At 41.0% G+C, this 21,280-nt stretch carries 20 protein-coding genes; 6 read left to right on the top strand and 14 right to left on the bottom strand.

Features of this window, described 5'->3' with window-relative positions; translation table 11 throughout:
- The 10 genes from FTU75_RS15420 to FTU75_RS15375 form a co-directional block, all read right to left on the bottom strand.
- Positions 1-420 carry a F0F1 ATP synthase subunit epsilon gene (locus FTU75_RS15420; protein WP_078194022.1) on the bottom strand — a complete coding sequence of 140 codons (420 nt, stop codon included), beginning with the start codon at positions 418-420 and terminating at the stop codon, positions 1-3.
- Between the two features lie 26 nt (positions 421-446).
- Positions 447-1,841 carry a F0F1 ATP synthase subunit beta gene (atpD, locus tag FTU75_RS15415; protein WP_078191473.1) on the bottom strand — a complete coding sequence of 465 codons (1,395 nt, stop codon included), beginning with the start codon at positions 1,839-1,841 and terminating at the stop codon, positions 447-449.
- A 29-nt stretch (positions 1,842-1,870) separates the two neighbouring features.
- The gene (gene atpG / locus FTU75_RS15410; protein WP_078191474.1) at positions 1,871-2,740 is read right to left on the bottom strand and encodes a F0F1 ATP synthase subunit gamma; all 870 of its coding nucleotides are present in this window, start codon (positions 2,738-2,740) and stop codon (positions 1,871-1,873) included.
- An 88-nt stretch (positions 2,741-2,828) separates the two neighbouring features.
- Entirely contained in the window at positions 2,829-4,373 is a 1,545-nt protein-coding gene (gene atpA / locus FTU75_RS15405; protein WP_078194023.1) for a F0F1 ATP synthase subunit alpha, read from the bottom strand.
- A 42-nt stretch (positions 4,374-4,415) separates the two neighbouring features.
- Entirely contained in the window at positions 4,416-4,952 is a 537-nt protein-coding gene (locus tag FTU75_RS15400) for a F0F1 ATP synthase subunit delta (RefSeq protein ID WP_078191476.1), read from the bottom strand.
- 12 nt (positions 4,953-4,964) lie between these two features.
- Positions 4,965-5,435, bottom strand: a complete 471-nt coding sequence (locus tag FTU75_RS15395) for a F0F1 ATP synthase subunit B (protein ID WP_078191477.1) — start codon at positions 5,433-5,435, stop codon at positions 4,965-4,967.
- A 38-nt stretch (positions 5,436-5,473) separates the two neighbouring features.
- A complete protein-coding gene (atpE, locus tag FTU75_RS15390; protein ID WP_000424060.1) occupies positions 5,474-5,719 on the bottom strand; it encodes a F0F1 ATP synthase subunit C in 246 nt (81 codons plus the stop codon).
- A gap of 84 nt (positions 5,720-5,803) precedes the next feature.
- The gene (atpB, locus tag FTU75_RS15385) at positions 5,804-6,679 is read right to left on the bottom strand and encodes a F0F1 ATP synthase subunit A (protein ID WP_078194024.1); all 876 of its coding nucleotides are present in this window, start codon (positions 6,677-6,679) and stop codon (positions 5,804-5,806) included.
- Positions 6,680-6,781: 102 nt separating this feature from the next.
- Entirely contained in the window at positions 6,782-7,180 is a 399-nt protein-coding gene (locus tag FTU75_RS15380; protein ID WP_180116352.1) for an ATP synthase subunit I, read from the bottom strand.
- Positions 7,181-7,350: 170 nt separating this feature from the next.
- Positions 7,351-8,190 carry a metal ABC transporter solute-binding protein, Zn/Mn family gene (locus FTU75_RS15375; protein ID WP_180116351.1) on the bottom strand — a complete coding sequence of 280 codons (840 nt, stop codon included), beginning with the start codon at positions 8,188-8,190 and terminating at the stop codon, positions 7,351-7,353.
- A gap of 139 nt (positions 8,191-8,329) precedes the next feature.
- Here FTU75_RS15375 and FTU75_RS15370 point away from each other — a divergent pair, with 139 nt between their 5' ends.
- Genes FTU75_RS15370 through znuB form a run of 3 tightly spaced genes read left to right on the top strand, consistent with a single transcriptional unit; the run spans position 8,330 to position 10,395 of the window.
- On the top strand, positions 8,330-8,827 hold the full coding sequence (locus FTU75_RS15370; RefSeq protein ID WP_078191481.1) for a transcriptional repressor: 498 nt from the start codon (positions 8,330-8,332) through the stop codon (positions 8,825-8,827).
- 2 nt (positions 8,828-8,829) lie between these two features.
- Positions 8,830-9,591, top strand: a complete 762-nt coding sequence (gene znuC / locus FTU75_RS15365; RefSeq protein ID WP_078194027.1) for a zinc ABC transporter ATP-binding protein ZnuC — start codon at positions 8,830-8,832, stop codon at positions 9,589-9,591.
- 3 nt (positions 9,592-9,594) lie between these two features.
- The gene (gene znuB / locus FTU75_RS15360) at positions 9,595-10,395 is read left to right on the top strand and encodes a zinc ABC transporter permease subunit ZnuB (RefSeq protein WP_180116350.1); all 801 of its coding nucleotides are present in this window, start codon (positions 9,595-9,597) and stop codon (positions 10,393-10,395) included.
- Between the two features lie 106 nt (positions 10,396-10,501).
- On the opposite strand, the gene FTU75_RS15355 is transcribed toward znuB, so the two are convergent.
- The gene (locus tag FTU75_RS15355) at positions 10,502-11,122 is read right to left on the bottom strand and encodes a LysE family transporter (protein WP_180116349.1); all 621 of its coding nucleotides are present in this window, start codon (positions 11,120-11,122) and stop codon (positions 10,502-10,504) included.
- 159 nt (positions 11,123-11,281) lie between these two features.
- On the opposite strand from FTU75_RS15355, the gene FTU75_RS15350 reads away from it, so the two are divergent.
- Complete coding sequence (locus tag FTU75_RS15350; RefSeq protein ID WP_180116348.1) at positions 11,282-12,202, top strand: Dyp-type peroxidase; 921 nt, start codon at positions 11,282-11,284, stop codon at positions 12,200-12,202.
- 48 nt (positions 12,203-12,250) lie between these two features.
- On the opposite strand, the gene FTU75_RS15345 is transcribed toward FTU75_RS15350, so the two are convergent.
- Genes FTU75_RS15345 through FTU75_RS15335 form a run of 3 tightly spaced genes read right to left on the bottom strand, consistent with a single transcriptional unit; the run spans position 12,251 to position 18,364 of the window.
- Positions 12,251-12,736 (bottom strand): hypothetical protein, encoded by a 486-nt coding sequence (locus tag FTU75_RS15345; RefSeq protein ID WP_180116347.1) that lies wholly within the window; start codon positions 12,734-12,736, stop codon positions 12,251-12,253.
- Positions 12,726-15,086 carry a LysM peptidoglycan-binding domain-containing protein gene (locus FTU75_RS15340; protein WP_180116346.1) on the bottom strand — a complete coding sequence of 787 codons (2,361 nt, stop codon included), beginning with the start codon at positions 15,084-15,086 and terminating at the stop codon, positions 12,726-12,728. The genes FTU75_RS15345 and FTU75_RS15340 overlap by 11 nt, the downstream gene beginning before the upstream one ends.
- Before the next feature lie 20 nt (positions 15,087-15,106).
- On the bottom strand, positions 15,107-18,364 hold the full coding sequence (locus tag FTU75_RS15335; RefSeq protein WP_180116345.1) for a type VI secretion system Vgr family protein: 3,258 nt from the start codon (positions 18,362-18,364) through the stop codon (positions 15,107-15,109).
- Positions 18,365-18,595: 231 nt separating this feature from the next.
- Here FTU75_RS15335 and FTU75_RS15330 point away from each other — a divergent pair, with 231 nt between their 5' ends.
- Both FTU75_RS15330 and FTU75_RS15325 read left to right on the top strand, forming a co-directional pair.
- Positions 18,596-19,750, top strand: coding sequence for a methionine aminotransferase (locus FTU75_RS15330; RefSeq protein ID WP_180116344.1), 1,155 nt, complete (start codon positions 18,596-18,598; stop codon positions 19,748-19,750).
- A 147-nt stretch (positions 19,751-19,897) separates the two neighbouring features.
- Positions 19,898-21,265, top strand: coding sequence for an MATE family efflux transporter (locus tag FTU75_RS15325; RefSeq protein ID WP_180116343.1), 1,368 nt, complete (start codon positions 19,898-19,900; stop codon positions 21,263-21,265).
- The last annotated feature ends 15 nt before the right edge of the window (positions 21,266-21,280 follow it).

The following is a 21,280-nucleotide window of genomic DNA, read 5'->3' as shown; positions in this document are numbered from 1 at the left end:
TTATTGAGCGCGGTTTTTGATTTTGCGGATGGTTTCCAACTGAGCAGCAGTTTCTGCAAGAGCAGCCAAAGCAGCAGCTGAGTCCAAGTCGCTCTTTTGATTTGCTAACAATTGTTCAGCTTGTTTACGAGCTTCAATAATTGCTGCTTCATCAAGGTTGTCAGCACGTACTGCAGTATCTGCAAGTACAGTAACAACGTGCGGTTGAACTTCAAGTACACCACCTGATACATAGATTAATTCTTCTGTACCATTTTCAAGCAGAACGCGGATTGCGCCCGGCTTGAGCAAAGTTACTAGTGGCGCATGGCCAGGCATAATACCTAACTCACCACCAGCACCTTTAGCAATTAGCATAGTTACAGCGCCAGAGTACAAAGACTCTTTAACACTTACAACGTCACATTGCATAGTCGCCATGAGAATCTCCTAAATTAGGGAACTAATTAAAGTTTCTCAGCTTTAGCAATAACTTCGTCAATACCACCAACCATGTAGAACGCTTGTTCTGGAATGTGGTCGTATTCACCAGCTAGAAGACCTTTAAAGCCACGAATTGTTTCTTTAAGCGGTACAAGTTTACCAGGAGCACCAGTAAACACTTCAGCTACGTGGAACGGTTGAGAGAAGAAACGTTGGATCTTACGTGCACGGTATACAGTAAGTTTGTCTTCTTCTGCCAATTCGTCCATACCAAGAATTGCGATAATGTCTTTCAATTCTTTGTAACGTTGAAGAACGTTTTGAACTGAACGAGCGATTTCGTAATGCTCAGTACCCACTACAAGTGGATCTAACTGACGTGAAGTAGAGTCAAGTGGATCGATCGCTGGGTAAATACCAGAAGATGCGATGTCACGGCTCAATACAACAGTCGCGTCCAAGTGAGCGAAGGTAGTCGCAGGCGATGGATCTGTTAAGTCATCGGCAGGTACGTATACCGCTTGGATTGACGTAATAGAACCAGACTTAGTAGACGTAATACGTTCTTGAAGAACACCCATCTCTTCTGCAAGAGTCGGTTGGTAACCTACTGCAGATGGCATACGACCTAGAAGTGCTGATACTTCAGTACCCGCTAGTGTATAACGATAGATGTTGTCAACGAACAATAGAACGTCACGGCCTTTACCGTTTTCGTCTTTTTCGTCACGGAAGTACTCAGCCATAGTCAAACCAGTCAACGCTACGCGTAAACGGTTACCCGGTGGCTCGTTCATCTGACCGTAAACCATCGCTACTTTGTCTAGAACGTTTGAGTCTTTCATTTCGTGATAGAAGTCATTACCTTCACGAGTACGTTCACCAACACCAGCAAACACAGATAAACCTGAGTGAGCTTTCGCGATGTTGTTGATCAACTCCATCATGTTTACAGTTTTACCAACACCGGCACCACCGAACAGACCAACTTTACCACCTTTAGCGAACGGGCAAAGTAAGTCAATGACTTTAATACCAGTTTCTAAAAGGTCAGTAGAAGCCGCTTGTTCTGCATAAGAAGGCGCTTGACGGTGAATTGGTAAACGAGCTTCAGTACCAACAGGACCAGCTTCGTCGATAGGGCGACCAAGAACGTCCATGATACGACCTAAACATGCAGTACCTACAGGTACAGAGATAGGCGCGCCAGTGTTAGTTACAGTAAGACCACGCTTAAGGCCTTCAGTAGAACCCATTGCAATAGTACGAACTACGCCATCACCAAGTTGCTGCTGAACTTCTAATGTAGTTTCAGTACCATCAACATGGAGAGCGTCATAGATCTTAGGAACGCTGTTACGTTCAAACTCGACGTCGATAACCGCGCCGATGATCTGAATGATACGACCGCTACTCATTGCTGTCTCCTCAATTCAAACTAATAATGTTAAACGGCAGCGGCACCACCAACGATCTCAGAGATTTCCTGAGTAATCGCGGCTTGACGCAGCTTGTTATAAATAAGTTGTAGGCTCTTGATCAATTCACCCGCGTTATCCGTTGCAGCTTTCATTGCAACCATACGAGCAGACTGTTCACATGCGATGTTTTCAATCACACCTTGATAAACCATAGACTCAATGTAACGAACCAATAAACCATTTAGAAGCTCTTCAGCTTCTGGTTCATAGATATAGTCCCAACCGTATTGACGATTTAGGCCTTCGCTTTCCTCAGCAGCTGCTAAAGGAACAAGCTGTTCGATTTTTTGGTTTTGAGTCATGGCGTTGACAAAGCCGTTTGACACTAGATAAATACGATCTAACTCGCCTTTATCAAACGCGTCTAACATCACCTGTACAGAACCAGTTAACTGTTCAAGACTCGGAGCATCACCTACGTTTGTAGTTGCACCAAGAACTTTACCGCCGTAGTTTTTAAAAAACGAAACCGCTTTTTGACCAATTAAAGCAAATTGAACTTCAATTGACTGCTCTTGTTGCTGTTGTACGTGTTTGACCACTTTTTTGAACAAGTTAATGTTCAAACCACCAGCAAGGCCGCGATCTGAAGAAACAATGATATAGCCAACGCGCTTTACAGGACGTTCAACCATATAACGGTGTTTGTATTCAGGGTTCGCTTGTACCAAATGAGCAATTACACGGTGCATATTTTCGGCATACGGACGGCCTTGAGCCATGCGCTCTTGCGCACGACGCATCTTAGAAGCTGCTACCATCTGCATCGCGCGAGTAATTTTCTGCGTGCTTTTGATACTAGCTACTTTGGCGCGAATTTCTTTTAAATTTGCCATACGCTTAACCTAGTATTCGAAAGCCCTTTCGAGCTTTCGAAGGTTGATCCGTGAACCAAACCAGAACCAGATTCAACATCGTTGAATCTTAGTAAGTTTGAGTCGCTTTAAAGCTTTCAATACCTGCTTTGATTGCTGCTTCGATTTCTTTATCGTAAGCACCAGTCTCGTCAATTTTTTGCATTAACGCAGCATGTTCTGAACGGAAGTAAGAGATCAACGCAGCATCAAATGCAACGATTTTCTTCACTTCTACGTCAGCCATATAGCCTTCGTTAGATGCATAAATTGAAACAGCTTGGTCAGCAATTGAGTATGGAGCATATTGTTTTTGCTTCATAAGCTCAGTTACACGTTGACCATGTTCAAGCTGTTTACGAGTTGCTTCGTCAAGGTCAGAAGCGAACTGAGCAAACGCAGCTAATTCACGGTATTGCGCAAGAGCGGTACGGATACCACCTGACAATTTTTTGATGATCTTAGTCTGAGCAGAACCACCAACACGTGATACAGAGATACCCGCGTTCACAGCAGGACGAATACCTGCGTTGAATAATGATGTTTCTAAGAAGATCTGACCGTCAGTAATCGAAATTACGTTTGTAGGTACGAATGCAGATACGTCACCGGCTTGAGTTTCAATAATCGGTAATGCAGTTAATGAACCAGTTTGGCCTTTAACTTCACCGTTAGTGAATTTCTCAACGTAGTCAGCAGATACACGTGAAGCACGTTCAAGTAAACGTGAGTGTAGATAGAATACGTCACCAGGATATGCTTCACGACCTGGTGGACGACGTAGAAGCAATGAAATTTGACGGTAAGCAACAGCTTGTTTAGACAAGTCATCATAAATGATAAGCGCGTCTTCACCGCGGTCACGGAAGTACTCACCCATTGTACAACCAGCATACGGAGCAAGATACTGCATCGCTGCAGGATCAGCTGCAGCAGCTGCTACAACAGTTGTGTACGCCATAGCGCCAGTTTCTTCTAGCTTGCGCACAACGTTAGCGATAGTCGATTGTTTTTGACCAATTGCTACGTATATACATTTAATGCCAGAGTTTTTCTGAGCGATGATCGCATCGATCGCCATAGCTGTTTTACCAGTTTGACGGTCACCGATGATCAACTCACGTTGACCACGACCAACAGGGATCATTGTATCTACTGATTTATAACCAGTTTGTACAGGTTGATCCACTGATTGACGCCAAATTACGCCTGGTGCTACTTTTTCAACAGCATCAGTAAGTTTTGCGTCAATAGGGCCTTTACCATCAATTGGGTTACCCAAAGCATCTACTACACGGCCTAAAAGTTCTGGACCAACCGGAACTTCTAATACACGACCTGTGCAACGAGCTTTTTGACCTTCTTGAAGGCTTAAGTAGTTACCTAAGACAACGGCACCCACTGAATCCTGTTCTAGGTTCAGTGCCATACCAAATAAGCCGCCGTCGAATTCGATCATTTCACCGTACATTGCATCAGCAAGGCCGTGAATGCGCACAATACCGTCGGAAACCATAACAATGGTCCCTTCGTTCTTAGCGGTCGCGCTGGTGTCCAGATCGCCGATACGCTGTTTAATGAGCGCACTGATCTCGGATGGATTCAGTTGTTGCATTGCGCTATACCTCAATCTTTTTAAAGTTCAGTCTTCAAGCTGTTAAGCAAGAAGACGAGTCCGCATTTTTTCAAGCTTGTTAAGCGCAGAATCATCTATCACTTGGTCGCCTGCACGAATAACTACACCCGCGATTAACGCTGGGTTAACTTCTACTGAAACATTTACGGCAGCTTCGAATTTTTTCTCTAATGCATGCGCAAGTAATTGTTCTTGTACAGAAGTCAATGGGAATGCAGATTCAATCACTACATCCACAGTATTGTTATTCTGTGATTTGAGCTGTTCGTATTCTTCTGAAATTTCAGGAAGAAGTGCCAGACGGTCATTATCAGCAAGCAATGTCAAAAAGTTTGACACTGCTGCAGTCTGGTCTTCACCTAAAACTTTTGCGAAAACACTTACCTGCTCAGCAGGAGTAAGCTCAGGGCGATTTAGATAAGCTGAAAATGCTTCGTCTTGCACCGCAGCACTGAGCAAGTTTAATGCATTTGACCAAGCGTCAGTTGCATTTTGCTCAGAAGCGTAAGCAAATGCTGCTTTAGCGTATGGGCGTGCCAACGTCAAGAGTTCAGCCATAATCCGCCTCTCTTAAAGTTTAGCAGCCAGCTGAGTCAGCATGGCATTGTGAGCTTCTGCGTCAACTTGCTGGTTCAGAATTTTTTCTGCGCCAGTAACTGCAAGAGCAGCAACTTGTTGACGTAATTCTTCGCGAGCAGCATTGATTTCAGTATCAACAGCTTCTTTAGCTTGTTGACGAATACGCTCACCTTCAGCCGCAGCTTGAGTACGCGCTTCTTCTACCAATTGCGCACCACGACGGTTCGCTTGTTCGATCAATTGAGCCGCTTGTGCTTTAGCCGCATCTAATTCAGCTTTCACTTGTGCTTGCGCATCCGCAAGGTCAGCTTTCGCTTTTTCAGCAGCGTTTAAGCCATCAGCGATTTTACGCTGACGCTCACTAATCGCATTGATTAGTGGTGGCCAAACAAATTTCATGCAGAATGCGACAAAAATCGCAAAAGCAATCGCTTGGCCAATCAATGTGAGGTTGATATTCATTGCTATTCCTCAATAGTTTAATTTAGGAATTAAGCTGATTAACCTACAAATGGATTAGCGAAGATGAAGAACAAGCCAATACCAACACCGATCATAGGCACAGCATCAAGAAGACCCGCGATTAAGAACATACGAGTTTGAAGTTGTGGAGCCAATTCTGGTTGACGAGCAACAGCTTCTAAGAAACGGCCGCCTAGAAGACCAAAACCAATCGCAGTACCTAAAGCACCAAAAGCGATCAAGATAGCAGATGCAATTGCAACTAGACCTAAAGTGAGTTCCATGATAATTCCTCAGAGGTTAGGTTTATACCAAATTAAGTTAAAAAATTGTGTGCCCAACCACCCTTTGACAGTTGAGCAATACCATTAATGCTTTTCGCTAGCCATACTCATATATACGATAGTCAACATCATGAAAATGAATGCTTGTAACGTAATAACAAGAATATGGAAGATCGCCCAAGGCACAGACAACGCCCACTGGATCCAGAACGGCAATAATGCGATCAAGATGAAGATCAACTCACCCGCATACATGTTACCGAACAGTCGTAGAGCCAATGAGATTGGACGTGCAATAAAAGTTACTAATTCAAGAATAATGTTTACTGGAATAAGTAATGCTTTTAAAACTGGGTTACTTGGGTTAAATGGGTTAAGTGCAAATTCTGCACCGAATCCGACAAGACCTTTCTCACGGATACTATAGAAAATAGTTAACGCAAATACTGACAATGCCATACCAAGGGTAATGTTAGGATCAGTAGATGGAACGATTTTGAAGTAAACGTGGTGAGGATCCATACCAAACACGTTAGCACCGATCAATTGAGCTGTATAAGGAATCCAGTCAACAGGGATCAAGTCCATCAAGTTCATGAGGAAAATCCACACGAAGATGGTCAACGCTAACGGCGCGATTAAGCGCGATTTGCCATGGAAAGTGTCACGGACACTTGAGTCAACGAACTCGATAATCATTTCGATTGCAGACTGGAACTTGGTCGGAACACCAGAGTTTGCAGCTTTCGCTACAACCCAGAACAACAAACAGAAAACAATACCAAGGCCGATAGACCAACCCATTGAATCCAAGTGAATAGCAGTGAACCCCATCTCTTGAGCTTCTTTAGCAGTCTCAGCTAACTTCCAAGTACCATCTGGCATTTTGCCATAGGTCATGTTAGTCAAGTGATGCTGAATGTACTCGGTCGAAGTAAGGGCATGTTCTTCAGCAGCCATAAATCACACCTGGTCAATGTCAAAACTAATAGAGAAAACGAATATCGCGTGCTGCCTGATATCTCGTTACTCTCCAAAAAACTTTTCAATTTTCTGTTGTGCTTATACTCGTTTTTTTAAGCGTGTTGCCCAAAAAGGAGCGACCCACGACATACTTTGTACGAGCATAAAACCACAAAACAATGCCACCGCTGACAACGGTTTGACATTGATCAAAATCAAAATGAATCCAACAATCACGATTGCAAACTTGCCTATTAAGCCACGATACATGTTTGACAGCACCTGTTTAGAGGCACGGGCACCAGCCGCACGAAACGACTGCCATGAAAAGTAGCTACTTGCTAGCCAGCATACCAACGCACCCAAAGCTGCACTATATGCTGTGATTGTGTCTTTAAGGACCCAACCAATCAGGGCTGAAACAGGAATCATTACTGCTTGTAAGATGACTAAAGCTTTCGCTAATCGTCGATCAATCATGCGACTAGTTCGACTCATTTTTGTTCACTCACAGCAATTCTGCTTGACAAGTTTAACTGATGATTATTTTTAATCGCAGGCATTATAGAGTTACACCCCTTAACTTGCAATCTTTTCCCGACCTTAGTCGTGTTTTTTTAAATTGGTAAACTGCTTTCAAACTAATCAATAGTTGTTTGTTTTTTACATTACTTTCGCGCATTTAGTGTGCACTTAAGGGTTTTATCAGCCATCATCTTCCATGCTGTTACAAAATCCCCTGCCCCACTCATGGTTTCGTCCACCGGTTGAAAGACAATGCCACCGAGCTTTTGATACTGATTTTGGCTGGCATGTGCTTCTGCAAGTAAGCATATTTTTGGCTGCACGCGGTGGTCTTTCAAGTATTTGATTTGTGCCAATGTCGGCGCGACATGTGGATCATCTGTCAACGCACCGGTAAATTTCAAATTCAGTGATCGCTCAAGATATTGATAGGCATCGTGGTAGGACCAGTAAGGCTGAGCACGGCTCGACACATCAGTTTTTTGTGCTGTGACCAAGAGTTTCTGCGCAAATGCACGCGCATTGGCCCAATATTTTTCACGATGTTCAGGAAACTGTTGTGAACGTAAAGCCGCAATAAAAAAGCCAATTCGAACCGCATTGTTAGGTTCAAGCCAGACATGAGTATCGATTGTGCCTTTTAATGCGTTGCCACGGACATCCCGTAATGGCAAAGCACTGATAATGCCTGAGTCTAAAATAGCGATACTTTTGCCACTTTCACCCAACATTTTTGCTAAAGGTGCTTCGTGTGCATGGCCTAACCATAAAACGAGATTGGCATCTTGCACGGTTTTACGGTGCGCAGGCGTCAAACTCACATCATGTCCAGATTGATGGTCAAGCAATAGTTTCGGCTGCTCTACACCCTTGAGTACATCCTTCGCGATTAGATAAATCGGTTGTGTAGAAACAACGAGGCCTTGCGCCCAGCTCATCACACTAAATAAAGCCAAACTACAAAAAAGAATTACACGGGACATGGGGAGAGAGCACCATAAAATGAATAGTGTTATAATATAACAAAATCGTAAAAAAACCTACGTCTGTTCGTAAGTCCTTACGCTTCATGTTAAGATTTAAAGTCTTTTTCTTTATACAGTTTCGTACTCGAGGTTGGCTATGAGCGCATGTTCACACGAACATCATAATGCTTTGCATGGTGTACACGATCATCATAATGTCGAACAGCGCCTTGCTGAAGCTGAAAGTCTCTGTAGTGCGACGGGTGCTCGACTTACGCCCTTGCGTAAAGAAGTATTGGAACTGATCTTAAATGCAACGGGGCCAATGGGCGCTTATGACCTTTTGGCTAAAATCAAAAGTGAGTCTGACCGACCTGCAGCGCCGCCGACGGTGTACCGTACGCTGGATTTTCTGCTTGAAAAAGGTTTGATTCACCGTCTGACTTCGATTAATGCGTACATCCCGTGTTGCCATCCGCGCGAAGGACATCAAGCAGCATTTCTGATTTGCACAGACTGTAAAATAGTCAAAGAAGCATCTGCTCAAGGCTTGATGGCGCAACTCGATGAATTGTCTGCATCCGATGGCTTTACTGCACATCACAGTATTATTGAAATTTCAGGGATCTGTCAGCAGTGCCGCAGCAAACACTAAATATGAAGCCCATTGTGGCTTTAGAGCATGTTCATGTCCGAATCGATGAACGTGACATTTTAAAAAATGTAGATTTCGCCTTACACGAAAAAGAAATTGTCACATTGATTGGTCCCAATGGTGCAGGCAAATCCACGCTAATCAAAGTGTTGTTGGGTATTGTAAAACCTGTATCTGGCAAAGTGATCAGCACACAAAAATTAAAATTCTCATATGTGCCACAAAAATTTAATCCATCACACAGCTTACCGCTACGTGTGTGTGATTTATTGGCCCTAGAAAAATGTGATGCCAATATCAAGCAAGAAATTATTCGTGATACAGGCATTGCCAAGTTACAACAATCTAAAGTTCAGCAATTGTCGGGCGGCGAACGTCAACGTGTATTGATTGCACGGGCTTTATTGCGCCAACCGAATGTATTGGTTTTGGATGAACCCATGCAAGGTCTGGATATCCAGTCTGAAGCAGAACTGTATGACTACGTGCGTAGCTTGCCAGAAAAATATGGCTGTGCAGTTTTGATGGTTTCTCATGACTTACAGTGGGTCATGCAAGGAACACATCGTGTGGTTTGCCTGAACAAACATATTTGTTGCAGTGGCTTGCCTGAAAATGTGCAGCAACATCCTGAATATCAAGCGATCTTTGGAACAAATCGTGTGTTCTATCAACACCATCATGATCACTGTGCGCATGGCGATAGTGCAACGCCTTGCCAGCACGACTCTCGTCCCCATATTCACCCTGAACCGGAAGCATAATCCATGATGGAATGGCTACAACTCCTTTTGCCAGCATGGATCATGGGCACTTTGCTGGTGTTCCTGACTGCACCCCTCGGCTGTTTGATGCTATGGCGTCGCATGTCTTTTTTTGCGGATACCATGGCACATGGCACTTTACTCGGTGTCGCCATTGCCGGTGCAATGAGTCTACCGCTTTGGACAGGCGTTACATTGATTGCGCTCTTATTGGTTGCAATCTTATGGGTGTTACACGACCCTCGCTTGCCCAATGACGCCTTGCTCGCGCTATGTTCAGCAACACTCCTGTGCTCTGGCTTACTCTTCATACAATATTTGCCCAGCTTAAGACCTGAATTACTCAGCTATTTATTTGGTGATTTACTCACCATTTCTTGGTCAGATTTGCCTGTCTTTGCAGTGGTGATCATTGTGGCACTGACCGTGCTGTATAAAAGTTGGCAATCTCAAATTCAGATTGCCATTGACCCCGATATTGCGGTCAGTGAAGGTGTCAGTGCCAAATGGCAACGTCTGATTTTTATGTTATTACTGGCATTATTTACCGTATTGGCTTTACGTGCTGTCGGCTCATTGCTGATGGGTGCATTGTTAGTGATTCCTGCATTAACCGCTCGTTTATTGGCAAATTCCCCGAAACAAATGGTGCTGTGGTCTTTCATCATTGCCCAAGTCGGTGTGACCGTGGGGTTATGGTCAAGTGCTGGTTTAAACACCTCTACAGGACTGACTATTGTATTAACCATGGCGCTGCTCTTTGCCCTGATTTTTATTCTGCAAAAATTTAAGAAAGTGGCTTAAGTAACAACGTTCATTGTTCAATTCGCGACATATCAAAAAAAAAGCCATGCAGTTGCATGGCTTTTTTTGCACGTCAAATACAATGTTCAGAATCATCTCACTGGATTTATTGATGCACCAAACTCAATAAACTCGCAGCACAAGCAAATAATACCGCAAAGGTTCGATTCAAATATTTTTGTTGTTTAGGTGATTTTAATAACCGCAGCACTTTTGCAGCGAGACCGGTATACCCCGCCATGACAATCAGATCAATGCTAATCATTGTTGCAGCCATGATGACATATTGAATCCATTGGGGTTTGGATAAATCTAAAAACTGCGGCAAAACCGCCAACAAAAATACAATCGCTTTAGGGTTGCTCATATTGACCAAAAAGCCATGTAAAACTAATTTTAAACGTGATTTATTTGGTAAATCTTGTTGGATTTCAATTGACTGTGTTGGCGCTGTCCACTGTAAATAAGCCAAATACAATAAATAGACCACTCCAAACCATTTCACGATCAGAAAAGCCCATGGTGTCGTCGCAAATAAGACCCCTGCCCCAGCTGCAACAATGGCGATCTGAACCAAAAGTGCCAATTGCAGGCCGATTGCATTCCAATACCCATGCTTAAACCCATAATTCAAACCACTCGACATAGACGCAATTGCACCTGCACCTGGGGAAACACTAATTACCCAACATGCCAACATGTATGCAATCCAGATTTGATAGGACATCATTAGCTCAAGTTTGAAATGGGTCTGTATTATATGACATTTACTCTATTTTCATGACAATAATGCACGCTAAAAGGCCAAATGAAGGCTACACTCTCAGCGCTGCTTAAGGCACAATATACACAGCCACTCAGAAATTATAATTTTTAGGAGCCATGAATGTCTGCTCAATCTGTAATTTTGCCATTACCCTCAGATCATGCTCGTTTTATTGTTTTACGTTTAAAAGATTTAACGATTAGCGAATTAAAAGAACAACTTGAAGACTTATTTAGCACTCGTGATCGTCTAATTACCCAACATCCTAATGCACAGATTAAAACAGCTGTAGCTTTTGGACCTGAACTTTGGGCACAACTTTATATTCAATCTCCAGCAGGCTTTAAACAACTTGATCCAATTCAAGGTTCATTTAACATGCCTGTAGCCCCAGCAGATGTACTGATTCACATTGCAGCACAGCGTACAGATATTTGCTTTGCTTTAAGCCAAGCTTTCTTTGATGGCATTCAAGATAAAGTGGAGGTTTTAGATGAGCGTGTTTGCTTCCGCAATTTCGATGGCCGTGACTTAACTGGCTTTATTGATGGTACTGAAAACCCTCAATTTCCAGATGACCGTGCTGAAACAGCATTATTAGCAGAAGATGCGGGTATTTTTGCTGATGGTTCTTTTGTCTTTGCACAGCGTTATGCACACAATTTAGATAAGTGGAAAAAGCTCAAAGTTGATGCACAAGAGCATGTGATTGGGCGTACCAAACTTGAATCGATTGAGTTGAACGAAGACGAACAACCTGAAAACTCACATGTATCACGTACCGTTGTTGAAGATGGTGAGGGTGAAGAACTAGCAATTTTGCGTCATTCATTGCCTTATGGCGATGGCCGCGGTGACCAAGGTTTGTTTTTTATTGCTTATACCCATGACCTCAGCATTATCGACAGCATGCTAGTACGTATGTTTGGCACCAGTGGTGACGGCATTCATGACCGCTTACTTCACTTTGTCACTCCTATGGATGGCGCTTATTACTTTGCACCGAGTGAAGAGTTATTGGAAGAAGTGCTGGAAGGTTGAATAAATAAAGCCGACGAGAGTCGGCTTTTTTTTTCAAAGAATATTGTTTTAAATACAATTTTTCTTGACATATTCATCATTAAACTTTAGCACCCTATTATCTATATCAAATAAACTTAAACAGGCTGGATATTTATTTATTTTAATTATCTTACCTTCATTATAATAGACCTCATTTCCACATTTAACGAAACAGCTTTCCATCTTCCCAATTTCATAATTAACTGAAACTATTTTCCCACCTTTATAATCATAATTTTTATTAATTTGATAAAAATTATTATATGAAGTATTCCCATCAATAGGATTAATAAAAACAGCCTCATATTTAGCAATCAACATATTACTCTTAATGTCTTTTTTTTCATAAACTCTTACCAAATCTCCATCAAATTTCTCAATTGAAAAATAATCATGATGTATCGATTTAACAAATCTCTTACTACTTTCTTTTTTATAAAAATTATCAGGCAAAGCATAAACATTACCTAACACAATTAGATTTGTAAAAAACAATAGAAGCTTAATTTTCATTAATATGCTCTCTCAAAGACTTATATAAATCATTAACAATAATTTTTGAATTATTTACTAGTTTTTTTGCAATTTTTGGAGTTGTCATAAAACCAAATTCAACTAAAACTTTATATTTAGCATCATTTTTCCCACCATTCCCCAAAACGGTTAAATCTATTCTTTTTTCAACTTTACCTGTAACTTGAGAATAGTTTTTTGCAATTTTTTCAGCTAATTTTTTATCATTATCATCAAAATAACACATTACAGCATAATTACCTTTCAAATTCTCAATACCATCACAATGTAATGAAATAAAATAATCTGCTTTAGCGGAATTTGAAATTAATTTCCTGTAGGTCAATGGTGAGGTAGTTGTTATTTTAAAATTTTTACATGAAGAAATACTAGGTATATCTGTATAATCAATCGTTTCCTTTTTATCCCTTGTTAGATAGACAATATGACCATCATTTTCAAATAATTCTTTTAATTCTAAAGCTCTGTCATATACATATTCAAATTCTGTAGGACTGCGTGGATCTTTAACATCTATAAACTCGAAATATTCATCAGCTTTATTAATAACTTCATCTGATAAGTCTTTCCAAGAGTAATTTTGACCAACAATAAAATTTTTATTTCCGAAGCTTTTTTTCAACTTTAGCAATCTGATTTGTGTCCCTCCATTCGCTTTTACTTTTTGACTACCAACAATTCCATGCCCAGGATCAATTACAATTATTTTCTTATTTTTTTCTTTATTAGCAGTATGTGTTGCATTTTGATATGGCGTGACTGTTTTTCCTTCTTCTAAACAACATCTATCAATTAAATCTTTATTTGCAGAAATAGCTCCATCCTCAAGAAAATATTTAGTTTTTTCTGCAATCTCAGCTTTATATATTTTTCCATCACCATTTATATCTAAACCGCTATTTCCATTGTACTTATTAACTCTTAGGCTAGCGTGTTTATCATTTTTATCAGATAGTTTATTTTTATCATCCGCAAATACAACGTGTTCACGTACTCCACTTGAAGCTGGAAAAAGTACTTGCAAATAAAAATCTACAAATTCTAAATCTTTGTTTTCTAATTTTTTAAAATATTTTTCTACATATTCTAATTGCTGTACCTCGCTCATTTGAGCAAACTCTTTAACTCTTTTTAAATTTTGTAAATTTTTATCTTGAGAATTATAGTAATTTTTCACAATCTCTATAGTTACTTCTGTATTTAGCAATCCCTTAGCTGTATCAGGCATAAACTGGATTAAACCCGTAGCTCCTGAATTTTTTCTATTAGGAACATCAGCTTTAAATGTACCCCCTGATTCCCAAGCAAATACCGCCATTAAATTATTGGCCATTTTTAGTGGGTTTCTTGGCCATAATTTTTCACAAATTTCTACAACTTTCTTCCTAAATTCACATGTTACTTTCGCACCCCAAATAAGATCATAATCCCTACACATACATCGAATCTGTTGGTTATCGACTTTGATTTTAGGCTTCCCCGAATCCAACTCATGCTCTTGTTTTATTTCAATTTTATCTCTTGAAGGTGTCGAAGGTGTCGAAGGTGTCGAAGGTGTCGAAGGTGTCGAAGGTGTCGAAGGTGTCGAAGGTGTCGAAGGTGTCGAAGGTGTCGAAGGTGTCGAAGGTGTCGAAGGTGTCGAAGGTGTCGAAGGTGTATCATGGTTCAACTTTAAAATTTGACCAACATATATCTGATTTATATTAGCTATATTATTTAAATTTTTTAATTCACCTATTGATAGGCCTGTTTTAACAGCTATTCCACTTAAAGTATCCCCTCTTTTAACTTCATAAACATATGAATTTAATGAAATTTCATTATTTTTAGTGATAGATTTTTCATTTTTCTCACCAGTAGCCTTATAATTTGGATGAACTTGTATTTTTTGACCTTTATATATTTTATTTGCATCTTTAATTTTATTTAAACCACATAATAATGCAACAGTTGTATTATACTTTTTTGCTATATCAAATAATTTATCATTTTCTTTAACAGTATATGTAAATGGTTGTGATTTCCCTTCTTGTTTGTTACTTTCAATTTTTTTTAATTTTTTTATTAATACTTTTGGACTTCTGAAAATTTTCAAATCACCAACTTTATAAACACAATATAAGCCAACATATTTATATTCACCATTTGTCTTTTTTACAGAAACTCTTAATATATAACCTAAGTTTCTACTAATTATGACTGTCTTTCCATCCTTACCACTCATTCCAGCAGCAATTACTTTATTTTTTAAATCTTCAACCTTATATTCTAAATTAGATATAGGATTGAATAATAAGTCTAAAAATTGAAACTCTACATTGCCTTTCATAAAAATACTTTCCTGATTTTTTATATATCTTTTTCTTCTACATAGTCAAAATTTAAATCATCTTCACTAAGCCATTCAGGTGTTTCATAACCAACTAAAATATCAAATTCTTTTTGTTCATCTGAAAAATGATCTTGTGTTTGACCATCATCATCAAGATTTCCAGTTACATATGTATTTGTTTTACTATCTAAATATTGATATTCAATTTTTTGAAAATTTTCGCCAATAAATAAATTATATAAATCTAATTTATTACTATAGACACCATTACCAGGCAGCTTAGGCAATTGTGCATTTACAGTCGCTCCCCCCACAAAACTATGCTGCCCCGCCTTACTCTCAAACTTGCCGCCTGTTGTTGTAAATATTCCGCTGCCATTAATTTTCAGTTGTGAGCCCCCTGCGGTCAGCACGATTTCTTTAGGACTGGTAATTTCAATTTTATCTTCCGTTGAAATGAGCTTAATCACCTTTCGTGCAATTGCTTCAATAGCATCATCTTGGGCTTGTAATTCAACTTTCCCTTTTGCGGCATAAGCACTCAGGCCCTTTTGAGCCGCAAACAGACTGATTTTGTCTTGTGCATGACCGACAATATTCTTTTGAGCACTGAAATTAATCGAACCTTGCGCACTTTCTGCAATATCCTGCGAGGCTTGTAAAACAATATCTTCCGGTGTGGTGAGTGCAATACCATTAGGTGATGCAAGCAACATCAACGCTTGGCGGAATAATTTGCCTTGTTCTTGTTTTGCCGCTGTATTGGATTTTTCTAAACCTTGCGCATAGCCTTCCATAAAGCCTTGTACTTTTTCTAATGCTTTTATGGGTGTCATCGCTGGTGGCAAACCAAAACCACCATTATTCAACAAATCATCAGGGTTAAATTTGATGTCTTCGATCAATTTACCCACATCTTTTAATGCTTTTAATGGATCTTCTTTTAGGTTGCTTTTCAGACTTGCGATCCGCCCTTGAATCACATCTTTACCATTTTCTTCAATATGATCTATGACAGACTTTAAGTTATCAAAGGCATCTTCAGCATCATTAAAAAATGCTTTAAATTCTTTTACTGTACTTTTGACATCATGTGCGATTGAGCCCATTTCTTTGACAAAACTTTTGCAGTTTTTTAACGCTGCCAATGGGTCTCGACTTAAATCCTCCTTGAACAAATTTAAAGTCGCTTTGACACCTTCGGCAGTACTTTTGATTTCTAAAGAGTTTATTAACTTCGGCAAACGATTAATCACATTTAATGCATCGGTCTGCTGCTTTACGGCTAAATCGCTCAGCATATTCATGCTCTGATGCCCTTGATTTAAAAGAGACTGAGCTTCAGCAGCAGCAAGATGATCGGCAACGGCTTTATCCTGCGCATAGGTACTAATGAGTAAACCTTTACCTGCACGCATTGCCCCCCAAGCATCCGTACGCAGCTCAAAACCCTCACCACGACCATGACTACTGTCTTGTTCTTTAGGATGGCTGAGATTACCTAAATTCAGCTGTGTCGCTGCATGACTACTCTGTAATTGGGTACTGATCTGCCCCGTCGTGTCATCAAAGCGCAGTTGGTTAAAGCCTGCTCCTGCAACTTCTTGCGAGCGAATACCACTGAGTTTTTTGGTTTCAGGAAGCTGACCTTTGAGATCAAACATGGTCTGAGAGCGCTCAGCCTCATGTATACGCCCTACCACAAAGGGACGATCCACATCACCCTCAAAAAAGTCGATGACCACAATCTCGCCAATACGAGGATGGAAACGTGCCCCATAACCTTCACCTGCCCATGGGGTCAGTACATCAACCCAAGCCGAGTCACTGTCATTATCATTACTCCCTGCTCCGCCATCATGACTGTGGTCATCGCTACGGGTAAACGTAAACCGAACTTTGATACGCCCCCAAGCATCGACATAAATACTTTCACCTTCTGGACCGACCACTTTAGCCCGCTGTGGAAACGCAGGTGGCCGGTGTAATAAAGGATCATATTCAGGAACAATAGAAATTTGCCGACGGACCACATACAACTCATTGGCCTGCCGTTCATCCCCTAAAGATAGCCAACGGCTCGCCGCAAGTAACTTTTCTAATTGAACCAAAATATCTTTGGGTAAATTATTTTGGTTATAAAATGCTTTGCCCAATATGAGAAATTCACGATCTGTCGTTTGATGTTGATCGATTTCAGGATGATTTTCTAATTCAAACCAATACCCAACTTGTGCATCCCTTACGCTACTGCTGGCGGTAAAATATTTGGCTTGTAATTCCTGATATTGATTGAGTTGCCGATTCAACTGATCCAATTGCTGTGTATTTGAAGTGGTCGCCTGATCTGCACCTTTAAGGTCAGTTGTCCAAGCCGAACTTACGGTCCACGCCTGCTCTAAACTTAAGGTTTCATTATGCTGTTGCTCACTCTGTGCATGGGCACTTAAGAGCGGATTACTTTGGTCTTGTGCCAATTGTTGAGCTTGCCAACGCTGCGTTTGAATCGTGGTCGATTGTAAAAAGCGTTCTGCCACAAAACTGGTAATCGTGTCCAAACGTTCCGTGGCATGACTCCGATGAAAGCGAATTTTTTTCCGCTCTAAAGCACTATAAGACTGATTCGTATCAATTAAACGCAGCCGCTGTGCTTGCATCGGTGCAGCCGAAAATGCAACAAATAACTCCGCTTCATCAATTAACCAATTGATCCCTTCACTGCGCCAAAGGCGGGTTAAAAATGCATAATCACTTTCATTCGCCTGCATGGTGAATGGACGCACATCATAAGTACGTGCCAACCCCTCTAAGTTCAGACTTAAACTGGCAGCAAACAGCGCACTTTTTTTCTGCCATTCACTAAAAATAATCTCGGTCATCTCCCGTACCGATTTGTTCATAAAGACACGGCTATTACGACGCTTATGCCAGAGTGCTGTGGCGTCCTCAATCACCAGTTTATAAACGGTCAGTGCACCATCACTTTGACCTTGGCTAGCCCCAGTAATCACACCAGTCAGGCGACTGAGTTGTCCCAAATCTGTCACTTGATCGACAGCCACTCGGCCGCCTATAAACTGCTTTAAAGCCAGATGAGCATTGGTCGAGAGACAAATAATTTCCGCACGAAAGCCTTGATTAATACGGTGTTGACCTTCAATCCGTTGAATAAAAACTTCAGAATTTAGATGTTCATTTGAGAAATGAATGTGTAGCGCACGTTTCTGTACGCTAAAGCCAAAGTTTTCCACCATGGCGTGAATATTTTTAAGCATTGTTATTATGTATTTAATTTTTTTTAATGACGGCATTTTAGGAAATGTTTATTTTTTCGTCTACCCTATTTTGCAAATAATTTGTTGAATTCTTCTTTTTGGCTTTTACATCACTTTAGGATTCAAGTGAATAGGAATGTCAATAGTGGATCATTTTTACCGATCTAATTTTTCGCAGCCGCTGAGATGCTGCTACACTCAAAATGCAACCTATTAAAAATTTTAAGCTCCATGATCACAATTGAATCCAAACTGCCTGCACAAGGTGTGACTATTTTTAGCGTCATGAGCGCAATGGCGCAGCGTCTAAATGCACTGAATTTATCTCAAGGTTTTCCTGATTTTCCTGCACCTCCAGCGCTGTTAAATGCGCTAAGTGATGCGACGCAACAAGGTTTTAACCAATATGCACCCGGCGATGGACTGATACATTTGCGTGAACAATTGGTCCAACTGTTTGCCCATCGAGACCAATTAAATATTGACCCTCACACCGAAGTGACCATTACCCCGGGTGCAACCATTGGTATTTTTAGTGCCATTCAAGCCGTGGTTCATGCGGGTGACGAAGTGATTATTTTTGATCCGAGCTATGACAGTTATGCGCCCAGTGTAAAATTGGTTGGGGCTCATCCCATTCACATTGCCTTAGAGACGCCCCATTTTACTGTGGATTGGAATCGTGTTGCCGCTGCAATTAACCATAAAACCCGGATGATTATTGTCAATACACCGCATAATCCAACAGGTGCTATTTGGGATCGTGAGGACTGGCTCAACTTGATCGAACTGATTCGAGATAAAAATATTATTGTGCTGTCGGATGAGGTCTATGAGCATTTAATTTTTGATGGTCGTCAGCATCTATCTGCTTTGTCATTTCCTGAGCTGCGTGAACGTAGTTTTGTCGTGGGTTCATTTGGTAAAACTTTTCATGTCACAGGGTGGAAAACTGGTTATTGCATTGCAGCGCCAGCCTTGATGCAAGTGTTTCGCCAAATCTATCAATTTGCAAATTTCTGCGGTGTTACGCCCATACAAATGGCATTGGCTAACTTTATGGCAGAACATCCTGAGCACATTGCTGAATTGGCACATTTTTACCAAGCTAAACGTGACCGTTTCAATGCGGGCTTAAGCCACTCTAGATTTGAGTTGATTCCATCGGCAGGTACCTATTTCCAAAACCTTGATTACAGTGCCATACGCCCAGATTTAAGCGATGTGGAAATGTGTCAGTTGTTGGCAGAACAACATAAAATCGTGGCGATTCCTGTCTCAGTGTTCTATCAAAAACCGCCGGAAAATTTACGCTTATTACGTTTCTGTTTTGCCAAACAAGATGCCACCTTAGATCGAGCTGCAGAGATTCTCTCCGCAATTTAAAGCAGTATCTGCCCAAACGTTTTTTAAAAGAGACATGTAGAAATAATGAAGCCTTGGTTACTCAAAAACTAAGGCTTTTTTGAATGCAAACATGATAGTGTTATCAGTAACTTAAAATCATAAAAAAGCCGCGTCTAGGACCTGAGCATGTCAAAACAACAGTCCCTCGTTACTCAGCAAAATTTATGGAAAACGTTTTTAGTTTTTCTGGTGCCTTTGATCGCCACCAATATTTTGCAGAATTTATCTGGGACCATTAACACCGTTTTTGTCGGTCAGATGCTTGGGGTGCATGCCATTGCAGCGGTTGCGGTATTTTTCCCGATCTTGTTCTGTTTAATGGCTTTTGTGATTGGACTCTCGGCAGGCGCAACCGTGTTGGTAGGTCAAGCTTGGGGCACACAAAACCTTGAAAAAGTTCGTACTGTGGTGGGTTCCACCCTGTTTATGACCTTGATTGGTGGCAGCATTATTGCCTTTTTAGGGGTTATATTTGCCAAGCCCATTTTATTGGCCTTAGGCACAGCCCCAGACGTGATGCATTTATCTTTGCCTTATGTGCAATGGATGCTTGCCGGTAGCCCACTGCTCTTTATTTATATTATTTATACCTCGATTTTGCGTGGGGTCGGTGACAGTACAACACCGCTGATTGCATCGGGTATGACCATTGGTTCAGGGCTGATCATTACACCAATACTGATTGCAGGAAAATTTGGATTTCCAAGTTTAGGTATTATTGCCCCTGCCATTGCCAGTCATATCGGCTTTTTAATTGCTTTGGTATTTTTATATTTCTATTTAAAAAAGAAAGATCACCCGCTCAAACTCGACTTCGAGTTGATTCGTCATATTCGCCATCAACATGATCTCAGCAAAATTATCTTAAAACTAGGCATTCCTACGGGTATTCAGATGGTCACGACCTCTGTGGCCGGTCTCGTGATTGTCGGTTTAGTGAACCGCCATGGGGCTGATGCCACTGCTGCATATGGCGCGGTCAATCAGGTTTTGAACTATATCCAATTCCCCGCCTTGTCCATCGCGATTGCGGCTTCTATTTTTGCCGCGCAAGCCATCGGTTCGGGTCAATTTGAATTAATTAATCGCGTGAAACGTACGGCCATCGGGATGAATTTCATAATTACTGGTATCTTGGTGGCATTGGGCTATTTATTCTCTAAACATTTAATGGCGCTGTTTATTACAGATCCTGAAGTTGTGATTCTCGGTCAAGAATTGCTGTTCATTGTGCTTTGGTCGATTTTATTTTTTGGTGCCAGTGCTATTTTTGCTTCCATTATGCGGGCTAGCGGAACGGTGACCGTGCCGATGATTATTAATATTATGGCCATTATTTGCATTGAAGTGCCGTGTGCCTACCTATTCAGTGAATGGTGGGGCTTAAAAGGTATTTGGTATGCCTATGCTTTGGCTTTTGTCAGTCTTTGCATCATGCAGGGGCTGTACTATCAGTTTATCTGGAAGAAAAAAGCGATTCGTGTACTAATTTAGTCATCCAAAGAGATG

The sequence above is a fragment of the Acinetobacter sp. YH12140 genome (assembly GCF_013418475.1).
Taxonomy (GTDB): domain Bacteria; phylum Pseudomonadota; class Gammaproteobacteria; order Pseudomonadales; family Moraxellaceae; genus Acinetobacter; species Acinetobacter amyesii.
The sequence above is the reverse complement of the archived record's forward strand: the minus strand, read 5'-3'. Positions and strand labels throughout refer to the sequence as shown.